The sequence below is a fragment of the Streptomyces sp. LS-MS-L19 genome, assembly GCF_058382285.1.
On the sequence record NZ_JBYCLL010000001.1, the window covers coordinates 4315600 to 4338313 of the forward strand.

Sequence of the window (22714 nt, forward strand, 5' to 3'; positions counted from 1 at the left end):
CCCCACGTCCCGGGCCTTCGTCGCGCCGGCCCGGGCGAGGCGTACTCCGGACGTACGCCCCCTGCGGTGCCCGGCCGTCAACGGTCGGGCACCGCAGTCATCGTGCCGTGACCGCGTCTCGCCCTTCAGCCCTCGTCGGCTCGGGTGCCGGCGTCGGCGCGTGTGACGAGGTCGGTGATGCGGGCCCACATCTGCGGCGGGTTGGAGTACATGGGGAAGTGGCCGCAGTGCTCGATCTCGGCGAGTTCGACACCGCCCTCGGCCAGGGCGGGGAGGTAGGACAGGGTGTTGTTCTGCTGCCCGTACATGAACATCTTCGGCGCGGGGAGCGCGAGGAACCGGTCGAGCAGCTTGCCGTGGTCGGAAAGGTCGACCATGGACTCGAAGATGCCCCTGACCACGCCTGCGCTGACTTTGTGGGGAAGGCTCGACGCGTAGAGCGCGCCGCCGTAGAAGCGCGACCCCGCGACCCGTTCGGCGAACCGGGCCAGGAACTCGTCGGGATCGTCGTGGGAGTGGGTGACGATCTGCCGGCTCAGGAAGCAGTCCTCGGGGGCGACGTTGCCTTCGATGTTGGTGAAGCTCGCGATCCTGCCGGGGTCGCCGTCGGCGAGCAGGAGCGCGGTCAGGCCGCCCATCGAATGCCCGACGATGTGGAACCTTTCGATCCGCCGGGCTTGGAGGACCTGCTCGGCGACGGAGACGAGGAAGGGAAGGGAGACCGCGTCGAGGTCCGAGCAGGTACTGACGCCGCAGCCGGGCGCGTCGTAGGCCAGGACAGGGCGGTCGGCGAGCTGTTCCTGTTGGACGACGTCCGCGTAGTCCTCCTTCGTCGAGCCGAAGCCGTGGAGGAACACCAGGGGTGTTCCGGTGCCGTCACGGTGGAGGCCGGACACCTCGACGCGGGTCGTGCCGGTGGTGAGGGGGAGAGTGAAGCGGTCCAGTTTCCTGATCGGGCTCATCGGGCCTCCTCCAGCTGGGTTGCGGCCGTCTCATGCCTCGCGGGCCCGAGAGCGGTCTGCAGTCGCTCGATCGCGGTGATCAGAGTGCGGTCGTCGACGGCGAAGCACACACGGATGCGTCCGGGTGCGTTGAACGCCTCGCCGGGGACGACGGCGAGATGGGCGGTGTCGAGGAGCCAGGCGGCGAGGTCGGCGCTGCTGATCCAGCCGCGGTCCCGCAGCAGGGCGCTGACGTCGGGGAAGGCGAACATGCCACCGTCCGGCAGCGGGCAGTCGATGCCGTCGATCCCGTTCAGCGCGTCCACCAGCAGGGCGCGCCGGCGCCGGTAGGCGCGGGCGGCCGCCACGGGGGTGCCGGGGTCGTTCAGGGCGGCGAGAGCGGCCCATTGATTGACCGTCGGGACGTGCGTGACGGTGCGGGACACGTGCAGCCGCGCCGAGGCGACGATCTCCGGGGGTGCCGCGAGCCACCCGACGCGCCAGCCGGTCATCGCGTGCTCCTTGGACACGCCGCCCACCACGACAGTACGGCCACGCAACTGCGGAGCCACCCGCAGGAACGACTGGTAGGTCCCCGTGTAGTCGAACGCCCGGTAGATGTCGTCACTGATGACCCAGATGCCGTGCCGCTGCGCCCAGGCGGCGATCTGCCGCAGCCGCTCCTCAGGATGCACCGCGCCGGTGGGGTTGCCAGGGCTGGAGAGAATCAGCGCTCGCGTGCGCGGGGTGCGGCAGTTGTCGAGTGTGTCGGCCGAGAGCCGGAAGTCCTCGTCGGTCGCGACCGGGACGGCCACTCCACCTGCGGCGGTGACGACTTCGGCGTGGCCGGGCCAGCCTGGCGCGGCGACCAGGACCTCGTCGCCGGTGTCGATCAAGGCCTGGAGAGCGAGAAACAGGGCGTGCTTGGCGCCAAGGGCGATCTGGACGTCGTCCGCGCTCCAGGACAGCCCGGTGTCACCGGTGACGGCGGTGGCGACGAGCGCGCGCAACGCGGGGTCGCCCTGAGCCGTTCCGTAGTGGTGGGTGGCCGAGTCGCGGACGGCAGCGACTGCGGCCTCCACGACCACCATGCTGCTGGCCGCCCGGGGTTCACCGGCGGCGAGCGTGATGACGTCCGCGCCCTGAGCCCGTAGCGCTTCGGCCTTGGCGGCGACGGCGAAGATCGGGTTGTCCGTCGTCTGTGTCGTCATCCGTGTCGTCACCGCCCGGCAGCTTCGAAGTTGTCGTACAGGTCGAGAGTGCTACGGCCTTCCCGCAGCTGCTTCATCAGCTCGTTCTCGTGGGCCACGCGCGCGTCGGCGCGATCCAGGATCCGCTCGGCGTCGGGGCCGGGAAGCGCCACCACCCCGTCGACGTCCCCGACCACGAGGTCGCCGGTGTGGACCGTGACGCCGCCGACCTTCACAGGGTGTCCGAAGACGCCGCGGAAGTCCTTGCGGGTGCCCAGGATCGCGTTGTTGCACGAGAAGACCGGAAAGCCGAGGCTCTTGATCTCGTCGGCGTCGCGGACGCCTCCGTCGATGAGCAGGCCCGCGATCTCCCGGTGCTGGGCGGCCACCGTGAGGATCTCGCCCCAGTGGCCGAAGCGGGCGCCGCCGACGTCGGCGACCAGGACAGACCCGGGCGGGGCCTGAAGGATTGCGTGATGCAGGGCGAGGTTGTCGCCACCGGCGCCCTGCACGGTGAACGCCGGGCCGCACAGCCGGGCACCAGTCCACAGCGACCGGATCTCCGGCGACAGCGCAACGGGGAGCCCGGACGCCTCGGACAGGGTCGCGCTGGAGTGGCCGCGGGCGAGGTCGGTCGTGCTCACGAGGCGTCCTTCCGGGTCTGGAGTGAGTGGTAGCCGTGCAGGGCGCGCGCCTCGGCGAGGGTGGCGCCGCCGCGGACCGCCTCGACGATGGCGTCCTCGACGCGGTCGATACGGCGGGCGATGGCCGCGACCTCGTCCCAGCGGGCGGCGGGGACGACCACAGCGCCGTCGTCGTCTGCCACGAGGATGTCGCCGGGGTGGATGAGGACGCCGTCGACAGTGACGGCCGTCTGCACTGCGGCCACCCGGACGCGGTCCTTGCCGGTGCGCATGAACCGGGCAACCGACCAGATGGGGTAGCCGACGGTGGTCGCGACGGCGACATCACGGCAGGTGCCGTGGATGACCGTGCCCGCGATGCCGCGCGCGTGGGCGGTCTGGCTCATGATGCCGCCCCAGACCGTGCAGTCGGTGCGGCCCGCGTTGTCGATCAGGACCACCGCGCCGGCCGGGATGTCGTCGAGGAAGTCGCCCACGGTGCCGCCGGCCTCGTCGACCGGTTCGTAGCGGACGGTGAAGACCCGTCCGACGGCGCGTTGTCCCGGGCGCAGCGTGCCGATGCCGTGGAGCGATCCGGGAAGCCCGAGCGAGTCGAGGGCGTCGGACACCGAGGCGGTGGACAGGTCGGTGGCGAGGTTCGAGGTGGCGGTGGTGTCGCTCATCGGGCCGGCTCCTTCTCTCCTGCGAGGCGGGCGTCATGCATGGCCTGGGAGAGGGGCGTGCCCGCGCGCACCTCGTCCGCGATGGCTTGCTCCCGGGCGACGATCGCGGTGGCGATCCGCGCCACTTCCTCGGCCCGGTCCCGCGGGACGACGACGAGACCGGTCTCGTCGGCGACGACGACGTCGCCCTGCTCGACCGTGAGTCCGGCGACGTGGACCGGCTTGCCGGTGGCGCGCTGCTGCAGCCTGCCCCGCGCCGTGGCTGGGATCGAGCCCCGCGAGAACACCGGGAAGCCCAGCTCGCGGGCCTCGGCGACGTCGCGGCACACGCCGTCGGCGACGACGCCGCGCACCCCTCGCCGGGATGCGCCCAGGCTCAGGATGCCGCCCCAGCACGAGACGTCGGTACGGCCCTGGTTGTCGACGACGATCACGGTGCGGTCGTCGGAGTTCTCGATGGCCTTGGTGGCGATGTGGGGTCCGGCAGGGCCTTCGGTACGCGGTTCGAGCTCCACGGTGACGGCGTATCCCACCACGGCGGCGGGGCCCCACAGCGGGCGGATGCCGCCGACTCCGGAAGGAAGCCCGAGCTGGTCGAGCGCGTCGCTCACCGCGGCGGAGTCGAGCCCCGCGAAGCGGTCCAGGAGAGATGAGTTGCTCATGGCTTCCACTGCAACAGCCTCCGGATATATTCGGAAGGTCTGATTTCCTCTCTCAGTAAGAGGCTGAGCGAATCATGGTTGAGATCCGGCAGGCCCGGTACTTCGTCGCGGTCGCCGAGGAACTGCACTTCGGCCGCGCGGCGCAGAGGCTGCTGATGTCCCAGCCACCGCTGTCCCAGGCGATCAAGCAACTCGAACAGCAACTCGGCTGCGAACTCCTGCACCGCTCCCAGCGATCGGTCGCTCTCAGTCCCGCCGGAGCGGTGTTCCTGGATCACTGCCGCGCCCTGATCCGGCATGCCGAGGAAGCCGAACTCGCTGCCCGGCAGGCCGCCACCGGGCGCGGCGGACGACTGAACCTGGGTGCCGTTGCCACGGCCTTCTCCTGGCCCCTGCCACTCGTGCTGGAGCGCTTCCACGAGGCGCTGCCGGATGTGGAGATCCGCACCCAGGAAATCGACACCCACGAGGCCGCGGCGGGCCTCCTCGACCGCTCCCTCGACTGGGCCATCGTGCGCCAGACCGCCCCGGTGCGCGGCACCACGGCGACTTCACTCTTCGCCGACCAGTTCGTCGCCGCCCTGCCCCTCAGCCACCCCGCTGCCGATGCCACCGGTCCGCTGGATCTCGCCGACCTCGCGGGCAGCCCATGGGTGTGGCTTCACCGCCACATCTCCCCCGACTACCACGACGCCATGGCAGCCACGTGCCGAACGGCCGGCTTCAGCCCGCGCCCGGCCCACTGGGCACGATCGGTCACCTCACAGATCACCATGGTCGAATGCGGACTCGGCGTCACCGTCGTACCCGCCTCGGCGTCCGCATCACGCCCCGCCGTCCGGTTCAGACCGCTCCGTCACGCGACGGCGACCATCGAACTCACCGCCATGACACGATCCGACCCCGGTGCTCTGGCCGAACGTCTCACAGCCATCGCGGCGCGGCTGACGACGGCGCAGGCACCACCGCCACTCGGCTGACGCCGGACGGCGGGCGCGTGGGTCAAGTGTGTGAATGCGGAAGGACTCCGGTGGCCGACGTACCCCAGCCGGCCACCGGAGAACGGACTCAGCCGCTCTCCACCACAGGAGGCGCCGCGGGTATGACGGACACATCCGCCGACGCTGCCTCGGCGGGCTCAACGCGCAGCATGGCCGTAGCCACGATCGCGACGACGAGGACCACGAAGACGTAGGCGGCGACCACGTAGATCGTGCCGGTGGCGCCGACCAGCGCCGCGGCGACCAGCGGTGACGCGGCCCCACCGAGAATCGAGCCGACCCCGTAGGCCGTCGAGACCCCGCTGAGCCGATAACTCGTGGGGAAGAGGCTGGTGAGCAGCGTCGCCTGACCGCCGAGCTGGATCCCCGCGACGGAGATGAGGCAGTAGGCCAGGGCGACGAGCGGTACCGATCCGGTGTTCAGCAACAAGAAGAAGGGACCGGTCACGACAGCCGTCGCGCACGTACCGATGAGGCAGACGCGTTTCGGGCCGATGCGGTCGGACCACCTTGCTCCGACCTGGATCGTGACCAGGTTCAGCAGTGACGTGCACGCTACGACCGGCAGGATCTTCGCGGACGGAATGTGCAGCGCGTCACGCGTGTAACCGACCAGATAGACGTAGAGCAGGTATCCGACCGTGGGTCCCGCGATCGACAGCAGGGACGCGAGGACCAGCCGGCCCGGAGCCTCGCGAAGCATGTCCGCCAGCGGACGTCGGCTGACCCGGCGCTGCGAGAGGGCGCCGACGAACTCCGGAGTCTCTTCCAGACTGCGCCGCATCACGAACCCGACCACGATCAGCAGACCGCCGACCAGGAACGGGATCCGCCAGCCCCACGCCGCGAAGGCCGCATCGCCGAGCAGCACCGTGGTCAGCAGAAACGCCACGGTCGAGAGGAAGATGCCCGCCGGATTGCCCAGCTGAGGCATGGAGCCGAACAGGCCCCGCCGTCCCTTTGGGGCATGCTCCGCCGACATCAGCACGGCGCTGCCCCACTCGGCTCCGAGGCCGAGTCCCTGGATCAGCCGCAGGATGACCAGCAGGATCGGGGCCGCGACGCCGATGACCTGGTAGGTGGGGAGCAGGCCGATCCCCACCGTGCCGATCCCCATCAGAACGAGCGAGACGATCAGCACGTTCTTGCGGCCATGTCGATCGCCGAAGTGACCCGCGAGGATCCCGCCGAGCGGCCGCGCGAAGAATCCGATGCTGAACGTCCCCAGCGCCGCGAGGGTGCCGGCCAGCGGTGAGGCCGCGGGGAAGAACCGGGGCCCGAAGACCAGGGCAGCAGCCAGTCCGTAGACGTTGAAGTCGTACCACTCGATGGTCGTACCGATGACACTTGCGCGCGCCGATCTCCGAGCCTGGTCAGGGGCCGCGGGTCGGGTTCTGAGGTCGGCGCCATTGCCGATGGATTTCACTCGACGTCCTTCCAAGGTGAGGGAAGGCCGGCCACAGCTCCTGTGGGACGCCCGGATCGAGCCGGGGCGCACGCACACATACGGCGACCGACACTGCAGTCAGGCCGCCCGTGGCGGCTACCGGAGTTGGAACGAGCGAGAAGGCGGAACGCAGCGTGGCAGTCTGTTGGCTCGGAGTCAAGAGATCCGTCCGGGTGCGCCAGGGGGCCGACGGTGTCGCTGTAACGTCACCCGGTCCGCCCGCTCGGCAAGCTGTCAGGCGACGACCACATCGCCAGAGCCCGCCGAATGTCCGGGGGTCCAGCGCCGTCGGGCTCGCCCAGCGAACGAGCCGGTAGGTGACGCTGCTGGCGTGCCGGTGGATGACCTTCGCCGTCGCGGCGATCGTGATGTACGCAGCCGCAAAGGCCTTCACCGCGTCGACCGGGTGCGAGTGCTCGCCACCTCGACGGCGTTGCGCAGCAAGGGCCGCAGACGTTGGACCTGTTCGGCTACGCCGCCGTGAGCGGACAGAGTGCGCGCTCCTAACCGAGTGCGTCGGTGGGGTGCGGACGGCAATTGCGGTCCTCTCGCCAGGCACGGCCCCCTGGTTCACGACCTCACCGCAGGCCACCAAGTGGGGTGCGGCTACGAGGACGTCAAGCCGCGCTCCGTCGAGCATTTCCGCTGCCGTCGCGCCGAACTCCTTGCCCGGCTCCCCTCGGCCGGCGGGTGCGGAGGCCGGGTCGGTCGACGTGGCCGGATGGCCGTCGCCGACTGCGGCCGTAGTGAGCCGGGTCGCCGGCTCTTGGTAGCCTCTTCCTGGCCCAGCCCACTCCGGGCGGGCCGGAGATACGACTTCGGTGAGGCCACCAGTCCGGCGACGGACGTCATGGTCGGCGGTCGCCCATAGGTGGCCGTGGGTGACCTGGCCCGGGAGGGTGGGCGAGTGCCGAGGAATCGCCAGGGAATCCCCCGCGAAGAACGTGTCGTGGCGATTGTCGATGTGGCGGCGGAACTGTTCGCCGACCGCGGCTTCGACGACGTGGCGATGACGGAGATCGCGAGCCGATCCGGCATCCGCAGTGGCGCCGTCTACTGGTACTTCGAGTCCAAGGACCACGTCCTTGCCGCCGTGCTTCGTCGGCTGGCCGAGCGCACTGCCGCCGCGCATGCCGAGCCGGTGGCCCTGCCGCCTGGTGAACGCCTGCTCCACTACTTGCGTGAGCTGCGCCCACTCCGGATGATCCACGCTTCGGCCCACGCTCGGCTGAGCTCGTCCGCGGTCGTCGCGGAGGCGCACGACCTGCTCCTGGATCAGCTGCGCACGCTGATCGGGGAAGCGCTCGACGGCATTCCGCTGGGCGAGCGCGAGGTGATCGGCGATCTGGTCATCGCGGCCTTCGAAGGTGCCAACCAGCCCGGCTACCACGGCACGTCCGCCACCGACCTCGTGGCCGCCGTCCTCGAACTGGCGAACCGGCCGGTCAACGAACATACGAAGTGACTGTCGTCGCCGTCGAGTCGACGACCCCGGGGCTGTCGGCGGACGTTGCTGATCCGATCCTGACGGAACGCGCGGAGTTGCCGTAGAGGCATCGTGCCGCGGTAGGCGGCGTGCCCGCCGCGCACCACACCGGTTCGCGCCATCGCACGCGCACAGCCTCCCTCGCCGAACCAGAGTCCCGGCTGGGCGACGGAGGCGACTCCGTCCGCCCCCGCTGGGCCCTTGACCGACCTCGAGCAGCCAAGAGCGCTCCGACTGGGCGGTACCCGGCGGGTCGGCAGTGGTGCAGCCGCGCTCACACGGACCTGCAGGGAGCTTCGCTGCTCAGCGCCTTCGACGTGGCCGGGTCCGGCAAGCCGGCCGACGGCTACGGGCTGGGCGTGGTCATGGCCGCGGCGGCGGTGTGTTGTCTGATCGTCGTCGTCGTTGTTTTCGTCGCCCTCAGAAAGGCCAAGGGGCGCCGGGCATACGCGCCGCAACCAGCGGCCGAGGTGACCGACGCGGTCTGACCACCGCTTGTAGCGCCAGGGCGGGTGGACTCATCTCTCCTGGTCGCGCAGCGCCTTCATGCCGGTGGCCACCTGCTCGAGCCGCTGCGCTCCCAGCGGCTCGAGCACGTACCGCCGGAGGCTTTCGAGGTGTACCCGCAGCGCGCGTTCCAGAACGCTCGCGCCCTGCGGCGTGAGGCCGGCCAGCGTCACTCGGCGGTCGGTGGGACTCGGCCGTCGCTCGATCAGCCCGCTCGCGACCAGCCGGTCGGTCATCTTCGTGAACCCGCCACTGGAGAAGGCGACCGCCTTGGCGAGGTGGGTGAGCGGGAGTTCACGGCCAGGTGTCCGCGACAGCCGCAGCAGAACCTCGAACCACGGTCCGGGTAGATCTGCGACTTCGCGCAGGTCCGCGTCGACGCGGCTGTGGACGTGACTGAAGCCCTCCAGGATGAGCCCCCACCAGCTCACCAGCGTCTCGTCGTCGACGGACACGGGCCGTCCACGCCCGCCCGGGGGTCGACCTGACGTGCTCATACCTCGTCCCTCCCTCACCTGCATTGCAGTCCGGCTCCGCGCGTGCCGTAGCACCGCCTGCCCTGCCGCATCTTACCTTGCGCGCCAGAGTCTTGCGGGCAAGGCTTTCCATGTATATCTTTCTAGCAAGACATTTTCTGGAGAGAGAGAAGCCATGAGGGCACTTACAAAAACGTTGGCCGGCGGCGTCGCGCTCGCCGCCGTCCTGCTCACCGGCCAGTCAGCCATGGCGGCGCCCAAGACGGACGCCTCGCGGCCCGCCTACAGCCAGTCGCTTGCCTCCAAGCAGTCGCTTGCCGCCCGCAAGGCGCTGGTCGTGTCCTTCACGAATCGTCTGTACAACCGGCACGACCTGTCGGCCATCGACGACTACCTCGGCTCGAACTTCGTCCAGCACGATCCCCGCATCGCCGACGGGTCGGCAGGACTGCGCGACTACGTGACAGCGCAGAACAAGGCCCACCCCGACGCGCGCATCTCGATCAAGCGCGTCATCGGGGAGGGCAACCTCATCGCCGTCCACAGCAACCTGATACTCGAACCGGGCACGCGAGGCTACTCGGTCCTCGACCTGTACCGCCTGGACGGCGGCAAGATCGTCGAACACTGGGACACGACCCAGGAAGTGCCGGCGACCACGGTCAGCGGTAACGACATGTTCTCCACGCTCAGCCAACCGCAGGTGAGCCGACCGGCCCCGTACGCGCCCACCGCGCTCAACAAGCGGCTCGTCACAGATATGTACAAGCAGGTGTTCGTGGACAAGGACGTCACCGCGTTCGACCGCTCCATCGTCGACCCCTACTACCAGCACAACCCCGGCTTCGCCAACGGCATCAAGGCAGCCAAGGACGGGATCGCCGGGATGTTCGCGGCGTTCCCCGACTTCCACACCGACATCTTCCGGGTCATCGCCGAAGGCGACCTGGTCGTGATCCAGTCCCGCGGCACGGTCATGCCGGGCGTGGCCTCCGGTGTCTTCGACATCTACCGGGTGCAGCACGGCAAGGTGGTGGAGCACTGGGACATCGTCCAGAACGTGCCCTCCACCTCCGCCAACGACAACTCCATGTTCTGACCCGTTCCGGCCGGGCGGGGTGCGCTCCAGGGCGTTGAACTCCGCCGGGTCGAGGACATAGCGGCCGATCACCGCGTGGTCGCTCGGCGCGTCCTGCCGCGACGGCTTCCCCACCAGGCCGGTGACCCGAACGACGTCGTCGTCCCGTGGTCTCCACGGCCGCAAACGGACCATGGTCATCCCGTATTCCCTCCAAGACCGGCCTGTGCTCGCTGCGGGGCACCGCCGCGCTTCTAGCCGCCGAGAACAACGGGCACAGGGCCTGAGAGCCACGGAGCCAAGATCGATCCCTCCGGTCGGAGCAATACGAACCACGTCCTTGCATCGGCGCAGGTTCGACGCCGCCCTCGTCCCGCCCAGCGGAGCCGTGGCCGGGTCTCGCCCCGCCTCACGCCAGCCCATTGACCTGCGTATTCGAGATGGCAGCCCGACACTGGAGAAAGCACGTCGGGGGGAGCACGCTGAGTGGAAGGCGATGTGGATGCCGATGCCCCGTCCGATGGACGGGCGCGTTGGGGCGAGAGGTGCCGCGATGGAGAAGGACGTTCCCGTACCGGTCGGCGCCGATGACGCAGGGACTGCCCCGAGGCAGGCTGCATCGGTCGCAGTGGATGCGCAGGGTCTGGTGAGCGCCTGGAGCGCAGGGGCGCGCGAGCTGCTCGGCCATGAGCCGGTGGAGGTGGTCGGCAAGGAGGCCGAGCGGCTGCTCGCGGAGCCCCTTCCGGCTGCCGTGCGGCGCTGTTGCGCGCGGCGTGAGGTGTGGCAGGGCCGGATCGCCGTACGGCATCGCGACGGCCGCCGTCTGGAGGTGTGGCTCCGGACCGAGCCGCTGTGGGATCTGGGCGGGGACGTGCGCTGGTTCCTTGTGGCTACGGTGCCCGCGACGTCCGAAGGCACGGCCGAGAGCGCCGTCGGGGTACCGGACACGCCCGTTCTCGAACAATGGGCACTGGAGCAGATCTCGTTTCCCCTGGCGCTCTGCGACCGCCGGGGACTGTGCTTCGCGGTCAACGCGGCCATGGCAGGAGCGGTGGGGAGACCCCAGGACGAACTGCTCGGTGCACGCATCGGCCGCCTCCGAACGGGCCGACCGACGAACGGTCTGGAGGACATCGGGCAGACCATCGAGCAGGTGTGGCGGACTGGCGAGGCCGTACAGCGGGAAGGGTGTCTGCGCACACCCGAGCAGGCGGGCACCGACGCCTGGCTGATCACGTTCTCCCCGGTCCGGGACCGCGCCGGACGGGTGCGCGCCGTGTCTCTCGCGGCGGCCGACGTGACGGAGCGGTCCCACGCGCGTCGGCGGCTGCGCGTGCTCAATGAGGCCGGCGTGCGGATCGGCACCACGCTCGACCTGGCCCGTACCGCGGACGAGCTCGCCCAAGTCGGCACGGACCACTTCGCCGACTTCGTGGTCGTCGACCTGCTCGACCGTGTCCTCGGCGGTGCGGATGCCGGGAGCGTCCCGGTCGGGGAAGGCCTGGTCTTCCGCCGTGTCGCCCAGCGCTCCGTACTGCCGGGGTGCCCCGAGGCGGTGGTCCGGATCGGAGCGAGACACACCTACCACGCGGAGTCACCGCCCGGTCGCGCGCTGGCCGCCGGCGGCGCCATCCGCACCGGCGTGGATGATGCCACCCTCAAGGAGTGGGCCAAGGGCTTCCCGGAGCGCGCCCGCAGAGGCCGGCTCCACGGCGTACACTCCGCGATGGCTGTGCCCCTGCGTGCCCGCGGAGTCACGCTGGGACTGGCGATATTTCATCGCCACCGCACCCCCGAACCCTTCGACGAGGAAGACCTACGGCTGGCTGACGAACTCGCCGCCCGGGCGGCGGTGTACGTCGACAACGCCCGCCGCTACACCCGCGAACGCGAGATCGCACTCACCCTGCAAGGGAGTCTCCTGCCGGATCGAGCTCCCCGGCAGGCCGGTGTGGAGGTGGCCACGCGCTATCTGCCCGCCGATCCGGGCGCAGGCATCGGCGGTGACTGGTTCGACGTCATTCCGCTGTCCGGGGCGAGAGTCGCGCTCGTGGTGGGGGACGTCGTCGGCCGGGGCATCCAGGCATCCGCCACCATGGGCAGGCTGTGCACAGCCGTCCGGACCCTGGCCGATGTGGACCTGACGCCCGACGAGTTGCTCACCCAGCTCGACGACCTCGTGCTGCGACTCGATCGTGAGGGGACCGTGAGCGGGACACACCAGGCAGTGGACCGCGCGGCGAACGAGGTGGGGGCCACGTGCCTGTACGCCGTGTATGACCCCGTCTCCCGTCACTGCTCCATGGCTCGGGCCGGCCATCCCGAACCGGCTCTCGTCAGCCCGGACGGGACGGTGGAGTTCCTGCGTCTCCCGGCCGGGCCTCCGCTGGGCGTGGGTGGCCTGCCCTTCGAGGTCGCGGACTTCGAACTGCCGGAAGGAAGTGTTCTCGCGCTCTACACCGACGGCCTCGTCGAGAGCGCCGACCGGGACGCGGATCAGCGACGCCGCCCTCCTGCTGGCCCGAACCCACGCGCTGCGTGCCGAACACGTTGCCACGTGGGAGCTGCCTGCGGACCCCGCCGCCGTTGCTCAGGTCCGCGAAATGGTGGGTGACCAACTGGCCGTCTGGGACCTTGAGCACACCACCTTCATCATCGAACTCGTCGTCAGCGAGCTGGTCACCAACGCCATCCGCTACGGCAAACCGCCGGTCCAGCTGCGACTGATCCGCGACACCACCCTCATCTGCGAGGTCAGCGACAGCAGCAGCACCTCGCCACACCTGCGGCGAGCCCGTGTTTTCGACGAAGGCGGACGGGGCCTCCTCATCGTCGCCCAGCTCACCCACCGCTGGGGCTGCCGCCATACGCGCGCTGGGAAGACCATTTGGGCGGAGTGCATTCTGGAGGCGGTTTGATGGGTCAGCGGCCGAGACGGGATTGCGGTGGTGGGGTCAGGCGGATTCGTGCCCGACCCCACAGCCCGGAACTTCGGGACACAGCCACACTCAGCGCCTCGGGCCGAGGGTTCGTACGGGCCTGTGGACACCCAGCTGCGTGCAGCGGGCCTTCCGTCGTCAGGCCGTGAAGGAGGTCGCGGTCGGGACCTGGGCCGCCGCTTCCGGGGAGGTTCCGCGCGGGGGCAGGCCGTGACGCTCGCGGAAGAAGTGGGAGAACTCCTTGTCCAGCTCCCTGATCGCGGCGGAGCGTTCCCGGCGCTGGTCCCTGGTCAGGCTCTCCAGGATCTCCTGGTGGTTCTCGGTGGGGTCCGGGCGCAGCATCTGCTGGAGGCGGAGCAGCAGTCCGGTCGACCGGAGCAGCAGGAACCGGGCCGGTGCGGGCAGCGGGGTCATGCTGTGCGCGCGCCAGGTGGTGGGGTGCATGGTGGAGACCGCCAGGGCGCGGGCGAACCCGTGCAGTGGCCTGGGGAAGTACCGGTGGGCGAACTGGTCGAGGATGGCGTGCGTGACCATGCGGCCCTCCTCGTGCTGGGGCCAGGGCCGGTTTTCGAAGTCGTCGAGGAAGGCCGTCATCGAGTCCCAGTCCTCGGGGAAGTCCAGGATGGCGTTGCCGTGCTCGTCGACGAACAGCTTGCCCATCTCCCGCCAGAAGCGGTGCGCGGCGGTCTTCTGCTTCTCCGTGTAGCCGGGCAGGCCGAGCTGAAGGTAGAGGCGGTGGAGCGAGGCGGCGCTGAAGGCCAGGGTGTAGACGTAGTCGTCCTGGTGCGCGAAGCTGCCCGGATAGCGCTTGGCGTGGAAGGCGTGCAGCTTGTTGATGCCCTCCACCGACTTCTGCGTCTTGGGGTGGTGCGGGCCGTAGTGCCACCAGACGAGGTTGTTGCGGATGGTGTCCTCGACGCGCTGGGTGGCCCGCTCGACCGCCTTGGCGTCCCCCTCGTGCCACAGCGGCTGAGCCCCGTGCCGAGCGATGTAGAAGTGCGGGAAACACGTGAGTGTAGGAGAAGTTCGTTGTGAAGTCGTCGAGACCGTAGGTGCTGGTGAGGCGCCAGATCTCGACGTAGTCCGTTTCCGGGTCCAGCTGTTCGATCCGCTGGGCGATCCACCTGCGCGGCTTGCTCACGATTGTGCCCTTTCTGAGGTCGTTTGCCCGCACGAACCACCCTTCCGGCAAGGAGCGCCGGAGACATTGGTTGGCGGGAGCAGGATCTGTACGGGTCCCTGTACGCGGCGTACACAGGGGCGGGGTACGGGAAGCGACGGGCGCTCCGCACGCCATTCGTCCATGCCGGTCAGAGGTGGACGGACTGCAGCTACAGGTATCCGGCAAGGCCCTCGGGGCCGAACTCGCAGCCCAGGCCGCTGGCCTTGAAGCCGCCGACTACTTCGGAGCTGCGGCGCGGATCATGGTCAGCGTCTTCTCGCCCGAAGCGGCGAGGGTGCCGATCAGCCGGGAGACCGTCGGGTCGGAGGCGACCAGCCCGAGCACGGCCGGCTCGGGCCGCAGCAGCACGATGCCCGCGAGGCAGTCCCCGCCGAGCGCGACCGCCAGCGTGAGGACCACAACCATCTTGCCGGGATCATGGATGCCCCGGGGCTTCCGCCGCAGGGCCAAGACCGCGGACACAGCCTGATCAAGACCGGTCTTGCAGACAGTTTTGGCCAGCAGACCGAACCGGCCACCCGGCCGCCTCCCTGCGCTCCGCGGTCAAGAGCCGCCGGTGACGCCCACCTCCGCGTCCGACGCGCGCCCGCCCGGGACTGTGGCGGGGTGAGGAACCATCCGGTCGAGGACGAAGGCCATCAGGTCGGTCGCCGACGGCCCGTCGTATCCGGGCTGGTTGACGCCCTCGAACGACGAGGTCATCAGGCCCGCCAGGAGTCGGCGCTCGGCGGCCGGACACTGCTCCAGTGCCGCCTCGATCAGACTGTGCAGCTGCCGCATCACCAGCTCGTGGGCCTCGGCCACGACCGGCGAGGAGTTCAGTCGCGCGTGTGCGGAGGCGTGGACGGTGCGGTGGGGACGCATCTCGGTCAGGTAGTGGATCAGCCGCTGCTGCGGCGTTATGTCAGGCGCGAGTGCCGCGACGCGTTCGGCGCCCCGCTCGCCGAGCCTGCGCAGGACGGCGGCGAGGAGGTGGTCCTTGGACTCGAAATACCAGTAGACAGCACCACTGCGCACTCCGGCGCGTCGCGCGATCTCCGCCATCGCCACGTCCTGGGCGTCCTGCTCGGCGAAGAGCTCGGTGGCGACATCGAGGATGGCCTGGACCCGCTCCTCGCGCGGGACCTGCTGACGGTTTCTGGGCACGGCCGCCCTCCTGGCTGCGGCCCCCGCGGCGTGGGCCGGACTCGTTCCTGGCTTGTCTGGTGATTCCGACCTTACGGCTGCGGAGACCAGTGGTTCGTCAGCGCCCCCCAAAGGTCAACTTCCCCTCTCTCTTGATTGACACCCAAGAGTCTCTTGACTCCGACTCAAGAGTGACTAGCCTTCCGGACAAGAGCCGCAGAGGAGGCGTCGTGAACGCTGAACTTCGCCCGAGAGTGATCTCGCCACCCATCGCAGACCCGCCACCCCCCGAGACCGCGTGCGAGGACGTCGTACGCTCCGTCTACGAGGCCATCGACTCCGGCCGCGCCTCGGACGCCGTGGCTCGCTATACCGAGGACGCGGTCTTCGAGACCGCGCGAGGCCGCAAGCTGGTCGGCACCGAGGCGATCGCCGCCGCGATGGCAGCCCGCGAGGCGGACACCGGACGCGTCACCCGGCACGTCCTGACCGACCTGCGCGTGACCGCCACCGGTGAGGCCGGGGCGCGACTGGTCGGCACGTTGTCCGTGTTCCTGCCCAGCGGGCCGTCGCCGGACGACCCCGAGCTGACGTCCGCTCTGGACATCGGGCTGTCGCTGCGCGACGGAGCCTGGCGGATCCACCGCCACGTATCCACTCCGCTCGTCGACGGGGGCCCGCGGTGAGCCGGGCCCTTCCGGACCGGGTACCCGTTCTGGTCGTCGGCGCCGGGCCCGTGGGGTTGGCGCTGGCCTGCGAACTGGGCTGGCGGGGAGTGGAAACGCTCGTGCTCGACGCCGGGGACGGCAGCATCGTGTTCCCGGCCGGCGAGCACATCTTCTGCCGCACGATGGAGCATCTGCGCCGCTGGGGGATCGCGGACGAGGCCCGGCAGCTGGGCTGGCCGCCGCGGGGCTACCGGGGCGGGATCGCCTTCGTGACCAGCGTGACCGGGCACGTGCTGGCCACCCTGGAGCCGGGGGCGCGCTCACCGATCGACGAGTGGACCCCCGAGAGGCCGATGGTCCAGGCGAAGTTCACGTTCGATCCGTTGCTGCGCCGGCACGCCGAGTCCTACGAGTCCGTGACGATCGCCCACCGGCACGAGGCGACGGGCTTCGAGCAGGACGCGGACGGCGTCACGGTCCAGGTTCGTGATCTCGACGGCGGCCGGGATCTCCAGATACGCGCCGACCACCTCGTCTCGTGCGAGGGCGCCCGCAGCATGATCCGCCGACGGCTGGGGATCCAGTACGAGGGCGAGTTCGCCCAGGGGCACAACTTCGCCGTCTATTTCCGTTCGGCCGGATTGCGGACCCTGCTGCAGCGGCACGGGCTCGTCGGGGCCACGCAGATCCAGACCAACGCCTCGCCGCTGCGCCCGTACCTCACCGTGGTCGACGGCAAGGAGCTCTGGCGCTGCTCGGTCTATTACGACGGCGGGTCCGACCCGGATCCACGGGACGTCGTCCGCCAGGCGGTCGGGACCGAGGTGGACGTCGAGGTCATCCGGTGCCAGCCCTGGACCGGACACCTGGTGGTGGCCGACCGCTACGGGGTGGGAAGGGTGTTCCTCGCCGGCGACGCCGCACACCTGCGCTGGCCCAAGGGCGGGTTCGGGGCGAACACCGGTATCGGCGACGCGGTCGACCTCGGGTGGAAGCTCGCGGCCGTGCACGCCGGATGGGGCGGGCCCGGGCTGCTCGCCGGCTACGAACCCGAGCGCCGGCCGATCGCCCTGCGCAACGGGCGGTGGGCCGCCGAGAACTGGGCGGCCGACAAGAGGGTCCCCTCGGGCCCGTTGCTCGAGGCGGACACCCCCGAGGGCACCGAGGCCCGCACCCACGCCGCCGAGGTGATCTTCCGGGAGCGCCTCAAGGAGTACGTCACGGCCGGCGTCCAGCTCGGCTACCGCTACGACGCCTCGCCGCTGTGCCACTACGACGAGGCCGTCGCCCCAGAGGACCGCTCGGACCTCTACATCCCGTCGACGTGTGCCGGTGCCCGCGCCCCCCATGCCTGGCTGCCGGACGGAAGCTCGACTCTGGACCACTTCGGACGCGGTTTCACGGTCGTCCGCTCCGGCTCCAAGCCGGGGCTCGACCCGCTGCTCGACGCGGCACGGGCGCGGGCCGTCCCGTTGTCGGTCCTGGACGTCGACGACCCCGAGACCGCGCTTCTCTACCAGGAAGCCCTCGTACTGGTCCGCCCGGACGGCCATGTGGCCTGGCGCGGCCCGGTTCTGCCGGCGGATGTCGAGAGCCTGCTCGACCTCGTACGTGGCGCTGCCCTCGCGCCTTCCCCCGCACAGTGACTTTCCCCCCACGACACTGAGGAGTACGACATGACAACGGTTCAGCCGGCCCCCGAGGCCACCACCGCTCCAAAGAGCGCCGTCACGCTGCAGATGTACGAACTCGTCCTGCGCACCGGCCGGTTCGCGGAGATGCGCGAGTGGTACCGGACAGTGCTCGACCGGAACCCGTTCCTGGAGCGTGAGCCGGATGCCGAGAGCAAGCCGGTCGACGGCCAGTTGCGCGCGGCCGACGTGCGGCTCGCCTTCTTCAGGGTGCACGAGGGCGAGTACCCGTACGGTCAGCTGCTCGCGATCTTCGGGATCGACAGCACACCGACCACGCCCGTGGACGGGCCCGGCATGCATCACTTCCAGTTCCGGCTTCCGTCCATCGAGGCGATGGCGCAGCAGTACGAGCGGCTCGCGGCGCGGGGTGTCACCCCCCACCGCACGGCCAACCACGGTCCGGGCACGAGCTTCTACTACCGCGACCCCGACGGCAACATCATCGAGCAGTCGTTCGCCAACTGCGCCGATGCCGCCGAGGAGGCCGCCCTCATCGCTTCCGAGGCCTTCCGCCGCAACCCCTCGGGACGTGAATGGGACGCCGCCGACTTCGTCGCGCGGTACCGGGCGGGAGAGCCCCTCGACAAGCTGCTCTCGATCGAGGGCTGAACCATGGCCAGGATCGCGACGACCGTGCACGGCCTGGGTTCCGTGCGCGATGACGAACTGTCCCTGCTCGACGTGCCCTACCCCGGTCTCGAAGCGGCGCTGGCCGCCGGTGAGACGCTTCAGTCCCTGGCCAAGGCACCCGTCCGTGAGCGGCGCCCCCTCGATCCGGCCGACCTGCGGGCCGCCGTGAGCGCACCGCCGAAGATATGGATCGTCGGGTACGCATACCACGAACACCGCGTCGAGACCGGCCAGGCCGCCCCGTCCGGCGAGCCCACGGTCGCCCTCGTCGCCCCGTCCGCGGTGACGGGCCCCTACCAGCCCGTCCGGCTGCCGCGGGTGGCGCCGGACCGCGTGGACTACGAGGGCGAAGTGGCGGTCGTGATCGGAAGCGTCGCCTCGGACGTCCCCGAGGAGCGGGCCTTCGACCATGTCGCGGGCCTGACGGTGGTCGACGACGTCAGCGCCCGGGACGTGCAGAAGGGCGAGCTGCCCGGCTGGCCGGCGAACCCGGGGATGGCCAAGAGCTTCGACACCTTCAAGCCGCTCGGCCCCGCGGTCGTGTCACTCGACGAGGCCGGTGACCCCGCCGACCTGCTCCTGCGGACCTGGGTGGACGGTGAGCTGCGCCAGGAGGCCAGTACCGCGCAGCTGATCTGGTCCATGCCGTACCTGATCAGCCATCTGTCGCGGGTCACCACGCTGCTTCCCGGTGACGTCGTCCTCACCGGTACCCCCGGCGGGGTGGGGCAGAAGACGGGGCGCTACCTCGCACCCGGCTCCGTCGTGCGCGTCGAGGTGCAGAACATCGGGTTCATCGAGAACACGGTGACCGCGGACGCCGGCGCCGCGGCGGCTGCCGAGACCCAGGAGCCGGCCGCATGAGCACGACGACGACACCCCCGGTGCGCACCGGCCACCGGACGCGGCAGCTGACCGGTGTGCAGGCCCTTCCCCGGATCCTCGTCGAGCAGCATGCCCGTGACGCCGCCGCCGGCCGCCGGACGGGTTCCTTCGTGTCGGGCTATCAGGGCAGCCCGCTGGGAGGTGTCGATTCCGCCTTCCAGCGGGACCCCGACAGTGCACGGGCGGGCATCCGGTTCGTGCCGGGACTGAACGAGGAGCTCGGGGCCACCGCGGTGTGGGGCAGTCAGCAGACCCTCCCCGGCCATCCCATGACCTGTGACGGTGTGGTCGGGATGTGGTTCGGCAAGGCCCCCGGCCTGGACCGGTCGGCCGACGCGTTTCGCCACGCCAACCTCGCCGGCGCGAACCCGGCCGGCGGCATGATCCTCGCGGTCGGTGACGACCCCGCGTGCAAGTCGTCGACCCTGCCGTGCGCGAGCGAACGCACGTTGTCCGCCCTCTCGATCCCGGTCCTCGCACCGCGTGACGGCGCCGAGGTCGTCTCGCTGGGCCTGCACGGGATCGCGCTGTCCCGGGCCACCGGCTTCCTGGTCGCCCTCAAGATCGTCACCGATGTCGCCGACGGACTCTGGGAGGTTCCCGACCTCGGCGCGGACCGGCCCGCCCCGGTCGTCCCGGACTTCGAGTGGGAGGGCCTGCCCTGGCGCCACGAGCAGTTCGGCATGCCGGTGATGCCGTACTCGGCCCGATTGGAGGCCGAGCAGGTCGGGCCCCGGATGGCGGCGCTGGTCCGGTTCGCCGAGGCGAACCCGGTGGACGTCGTCGAGATCGACCCGGAGCGGGCGTGGCTGGGCATCGCCGCGGCCGGCAAGACGTACGACGACACCGTGCAGGCGCTGGCCGACCTCGGTCTCGACGCCGACGGCTGCGAGCGCGCCGGGATCCGGCTGCTGCGCATCGGCATGCCGTGGCCGCTCCAGCCCGGCGCGGTGCGCCGGCTCGCGCGAGGGCTGGAGACGCTCCTGGTCGTGGAGGAGAAGACGGCCTTCCTGGAGTCGCAGATCAGGGACCTCCTCTACGGCGGACCGGACCGGCCCGCCGTGATCGGCGCCCGGGATGCCGAGGGCCGCCCCCTCGTCCCCTCGGACAGCGAGCTGACCGCGGGCCGGGTCGCCGGCGCCCTGCGCCGGGTGCTGCGCGGCCGGGTCGACGTCGCCCGGCTGGCCACCCCGGTGACGCTGCCGGTGCTGGGTGCGCCGCGGACGGCGTTCTTCTGCAGCGGCTGCCCGCACAACCGTTCAACGGTCGTGCCCGAGGGCTCCCTTGTCGGAGCCGGCATCGGCTGCCACGGCCTGGCCGCAGGCATGCCCCACCTCGCGGACAAGATCACCGGTATCACGCAGATGGGCGGCGAGGGCGCCCAGTGGATCGGGCAGTCCGCCTACCACGACGTGCCGCACATCTTCCAGAACATCGGCGACGGAACGTTCTTCCACTCCGGCCAGCTCTCCGTGCAGGCGTGCGTCGCCGCCGACGTCAACATCACCTTCAAGCTGCTCTACAACGGCACCGTCGCGATGACCGGTGGCCAGGACCCGTCCGGTCAGCGCAGTGTCGCCTCCGTGACCCGGTCACTGCTGGCGCAGGGCGTCTCCCGCATCATCGTGTGCACCGACGAACCCCAGCGGTACGCGAAGCGGGACAGGCGCGACCCGCTCGGCAACGGTGTCGCCGTGTGGGACCGCGCCCGGCTGGACGAAGCCCAACGGGAGCTGCGGGACACCAAGGGCGTCACCGTGCTCATCTACGACCAGCAGTGCGCCACCGAGGTGCGGCGCGACCGCAAGCGTGGCCGCCAGCCGGAGCGGACCACCCGCATCCTGATCAACGAACGGATCTGCGAGGGGTGCGGTGACTGCGGGGCGAAGAGCAACTGCCTGTCCGTCGAGCCGGTCGACACCGAGTTCGGCCGGAAGACGACGATCGAGCAGAACTCCTGCAACACCGACTACAGCTGCCTGGACGGTGACTGCCCGTCCTTCGTCTCGCTGGACGTGTCCGGCGTGCGCGCGACAGAGCGGCCCCGCCCCGTCCCTCCTGCCGTACGGACGCCCGAGCTGCCACCGGTCGGCGACGGCTTCGACCTGTTCCTGTCGGGGATCGGCGGGACAGGCATCGTGACGGTCAACCGCGTCCTCGCCGCCGCGGCCGAGGCGGACGGACTGCACACCACGGGCCTGGACCAGACCGGCCTGAGCCAGAAGGCCGGACCGGTGAGCTCTCATCTGCGCATCACCCGGACCCCGGTCACGGGGGCGAACCGGGTGTCGCCGGGATCGGCCGACACGTTCCTCGCCTTCGACCTGCTGACCGCCGTCGGGCAGCTCGGCTACGCCGATCCCGGCCGCACCCGCGTGGTGGGCTCGACGAGCAGGGTTCCGACCGGGGCGATGGTCCGCGATCCCGACACCGTGTACCCCGAGTCCGAGCCCCTGCGCGCACAGATCGGTGAGCGCGCCGCCACGGTGACGTGGATCGACGCCATCGAGGCCACCAAACGGCTGTGCGGGTCCGCGCAGAGCGCGAATCTCATGCTGGTGGGAGCCGCCTACCAGGCCGGCGCGCTGCCCGTGACCGAGGCGTCCATCCTGGCCGCGATCGAGCGCAACAAGGTCGCCGTCGAGGCGAACCGCGCCGCGTTCGCGTGGGGCCGTGTCGCCGTCGCCGATCCGGCGGCCTTCGCCGCCGCGACGGGCCTCGACCTCGACAACCATGACGTCTCACTGCGGCGCGGTGAGCGGATCCTCGGCTCCGAGACCCCGCTGCGGGGCGAGACCCGCAGACTCGCCGCCATCCGCGCCGGCGAGCTGGACGCCTTCCAGAACACCCGGCTCGCCCGGCGCTACGCCGACATGGTGGTCCGTGCGTGGGAGGCCGAACGGGCCGTTACCGAGAGCACCCTCTTCAGTGAGGCGGTGGCCAAGGGACTGTTCCACCTCACCGCGGTCAAGGACGAGTACGAGACGGCTCGGCTCATGGTCGACCCCGCCTTCCGGGCACGACTGGCCGCCGAGTTCCCCGGGGGCAGGCGCGCACGCTACCTCCTGCATCCTCCGGTGCTGCGGGCCCTCGGCCGCCGCAAGAAGATCAGCATTCCGCTCGCTCTGGCGCCGGCCTTCCGTGTCCTGGCCGCCGGCAAGGTGCTCCGGAACACCCCCGTCGACCCCTTCGGGCAGACCGCCGTCCGCCGGGCCGAACGAGCATTGCGGGACGAGTACTGGGCCCTGGTCGAGGCTCTCATCCAACGGGTTCGCACCGGTGGCGAGGAGGGTTACCGCACCGCGGTCGAGGCCGCCGAGGCCGCTCACCTCGTACGCGGCTACGAGCAGGTGCGCATGCGCGGGATCGAGCGCTTCCACCAGCGCCTGGCCGAACTCGGGCTCGCCGGCCAGGACGCCGACGCACATCGCTGACCCACCGGGCGGCGGCCACGGGTCAGACCGTGGCCGCCGCGAACACACGATCTCGGGAAGGA

The 22714-nt window shown here is 70.5% G+C and carries 18 protein-coding genes and 3 pseudogenes; 10 read left to right on the forward strand and 11 right to left on the reverse strand.

Annotated features, from left to right (window positions below; translation table 11 throughout):
* Positions 1-125: 125 nt before the first annotated feature.
* From AC2XR2_RS19245 to AC2XR2_RS19265, 5 genes are read right to left on the reverse strand one after another with little or no spacing between them, the layout of a single operon-like run.
* On the reverse strand, positions 126-962 hold the full coding sequence (locus tag AC2XR2_RS19245) for an alpha/beta fold hydrolase (RefSeq protein ID WP_491515770.1): 837 nt from the start codon (positions 960-962) through the stop codon (positions 126-128).
* Positions 959-2152, reverse strand: a complete 1194-nt coding sequence (locus AC2XR2_RS19250) for an aminotransferase class I/II-fold pyridoxal phosphate-dependent enzyme (RefSeq protein WP_491515771.1) — start codon at positions 2150-2152, stop codon at positions 959-961. Before AC2XR2_RS19250 ends, AC2XR2_RS19245 begins: the two co-directional genes overlap by 4 nt.
* An 8-nt stretch (positions 2153-2160) precedes the next feature.
* Positions 2161-2775: an RraA family protein gene (locus AC2XR2_RS19255; RefSeq protein ID WP_491515772.1), complete on the reverse strand. Its 615-nt coding sequence runs from the start codon at positions 2773-2775 to the stop codon at positions 2161-2163.
* Positions 2772-3437: an RraA family protein gene (locus AC2XR2_RS19260; RefSeq protein ID WP_491515773.1), complete on the reverse strand. Its 666-nt coding sequence runs from the start codon at positions 3435-3437 to the stop codon at positions 2772-2774. The genes AC2XR2_RS19255 and AC2XR2_RS19260 overlap by 4 nt, the downstream gene beginning before the upstream one ends.
* Positions 3434-4099: an RraA family protein gene (locus tag AC2XR2_RS19265; RefSeq protein ID WP_491515774.1), complete on the reverse strand. Its 666-nt coding sequence runs from the start codon at positions 4097-4099 to the stop codon at positions 3434-3436. The genes AC2XR2_RS19260 and AC2XR2_RS19265 overlap by 4 nt, the downstream gene beginning before the upstream one ends.
* Before the next feature lie 74 nt (positions 4100-4173).
* Here AC2XR2_RS19265 and AC2XR2_RS19270 point away from each other — a divergent pair, with 74 nt between their 5' ends.
* Positions 4174-5079 (forward strand): LysR substrate-binding domain-containing protein, encoded by a 906-nt coding sequence (locus AC2XR2_RS19270; protein WP_491515775.1) that lies wholly within the window; start codon positions 4174-4176, stop codon positions 5077-5079.
* A gap of 88 nt (positions 5080-5167) precedes the next feature.
* On the opposite strand, the gene AC2XR2_RS19275 is transcribed toward AC2XR2_RS19270, so the two are convergent.
* The gene (locus AC2XR2_RS19275; RefSeq protein ID WP_491515776.1) at positions 5168-6526 is read right to left on the reverse strand and encodes an MFS transporter; all 1359 of its coding nucleotides are present in this window, start codon (positions 6524-6526) and stop codon (positions 5168-5170) included.
* Between the two features lie 970 nt (positions 6527-7496).
* Here AC2XR2_RS19275 and AC2XR2_RS19280 point away from each other — a divergent pair.
* Complete coding sequence (locus AC2XR2_RS19280) at positions 7497-8012, forward strand: TetR/AcrR family transcriptional regulator (RefSeq protein ID WP_491515777.1); 516 nt, start codon at positions 7497-7499, stop codon at positions 8010-8012.
* 338 nt (positions 8013-8350) lie between these two features.
* Complete coding sequence (locus tag AC2XR2_RS19285) at positions 8351-8521, forward strand: hypothetical protein (RefSeq protein WP_491515778.1); 171 nt, start codon at positions 8351-8353, stop codon at positions 8519-8521.
* A 30-nt stretch (positions 8522-8551) separates the two neighbouring features.
* On the opposite strand, the gene AC2XR2_RS19290 is transcribed toward AC2XR2_RS19285, so the two are convergent.
* Complete coding sequence (locus AC2XR2_RS19290) at positions 8552-8995, reverse strand: MarR family winged helix-turn-helix transcriptional regulator (RefSeq protein WP_491515779.1); 444 nt, start codon at positions 8993-8995, stop codon at positions 8552-8554.
* Between the two features lie 196 nt (positions 8996-9191).
* On the opposite strand from AC2XR2_RS19290, the gene AC2XR2_RS19295 reads away from it, so the two are divergent.
* Complete coding sequence (locus AC2XR2_RS19295; protein WP_491515780.1) at positions 9192-10115, forward strand: nuclear transport factor 2 family protein; 924 nt, start codon at positions 9192-9194, stop codon at positions 10113-10115.
* On the opposite strand, the pseudogene AC2XR2_RS19300 reads toward AC2XR2_RS19295, so the two are convergent.
* Positions 10116-10278: pseudogene (locus tag AC2XR2_RS19300) on the reverse strand (UTP--glucose-1-phosphate uridylyltransferase); the annotation flags it as partial.
* Between the two features lie 336 nt (positions 10279-10614).
* Between AC2XR2_RS19300 and AC2XR2_RS19305 the strand changes: the two are divergent.
* Positions 10615-13012, forward strand: a pseudogene (locus AC2XR2_RS19305) (SpoIIE family protein phosphatase).
* A 159-nt stretch (positions 13013-13171) separates the two neighbouring features.
* On the opposite strand, the gene AC2XR2_RS19310 reads toward AC2XR2_RS19305, so the two are convergent.
* The 3 genes and pseudogenes from AC2XR2_RS19310 to AC2XR2_RS19320 all read right to left on the reverse strand — a co-directional run bounded on the left by AC2XR2_RS19310 (position 13172) and on the right by AC2XR2_RS19320 (position 15362).
* Positions 13172-13879, reverse strand: coding sequence for a hypothetical protein (locus AC2XR2_RS19310; protein WP_491515781.1), 708 nt, complete (start codon positions 13877-13879; stop codon positions 13172-13174).
* A gap of 565 nt (positions 13880-14444) precedes the next feature.
* Positions 14445-14708: pseudogene (locus AC2XR2_RS19315) on the reverse strand (IS1380 family transposase); the annotation flags it as partial.
* A 51-nt stretch (positions 14709-14759) separates the two neighbouring features.
* Positions 14760-15362, reverse strand: a complete 603-nt coding sequence (locus AC2XR2_RS19320) for a TetR/AcrR family transcriptional regulator (protein ID WP_491515782.1) — start codon at positions 15360-15362, stop codon at positions 14760-14762.
* Positions 15363-15571: 209 nt separating this feature from the next.
* Between AC2XR2_RS19320 and AC2XR2_RS19325 the strand changes: the two genes are divergently transcribed.
* From AC2XR2_RS19325 to AC2XR2_RS19345, 5 genes are read left to right on the forward strand one after another with little or no spacing between them, the layout of a single operon-like run.
* Entirely contained in the window at positions 15572-16027 is a 456-nt protein-coding gene (locus AC2XR2_RS19325) for an SgcJ/EcaC family oxidoreductase (protein ID WP_491515783.1), read from the forward strand.
* The gene (locus tag AC2XR2_RS19330; protein WP_491515784.1) at positions 16024-17655 is read left to right on the forward strand and encodes an FAD-dependent monooxygenase; all 1632 of its coding nucleotides are present in this window, start codon (positions 16024-16026) and stop codon (positions 17653-17655) included. Before AC2XR2_RS19325 ends, AC2XR2_RS19330 begins: the two co-directional genes overlap by 4 nt.
* Positions 17656-17685: 30 nt before the next feature.
* Positions 17686-18312: a VOC family protein gene (locus AC2XR2_RS19335; RefSeq protein ID WP_491515785.1), complete on the forward strand. Its 627-nt coding sequence runs from the start codon at positions 17686-17688 to the stop codon at positions 18310-18312.
* 3 nt (positions 18313-18315) lie between these two features.
* The gene (locus AC2XR2_RS19340) at positions 18316-19197 is read left to right on the forward strand and encodes a fumarylacetoacetate hydrolase family protein (protein WP_491515786.1); all 882 of its coding nucleotides are present in this window, start codon (positions 18316-18318) and stop codon (positions 19195-19197) included.
* Positions 19194-22652 (forward strand): indolepyruvate ferredoxin oxidoreductase family protein, encoded by a 3459-nt coding sequence (locus AC2XR2_RS19345; protein ID WP_491515787.1) that lies wholly within the window; start codon positions 19194-19196, stop codon positions 22650-22652. The genes AC2XR2_RS19340 and AC2XR2_RS19345 overlap by 4 nt, the downstream gene beginning before the upstream one ends.
* The last annotated feature ends 62 nt before the right edge of the window (positions 22653-22714 follow it).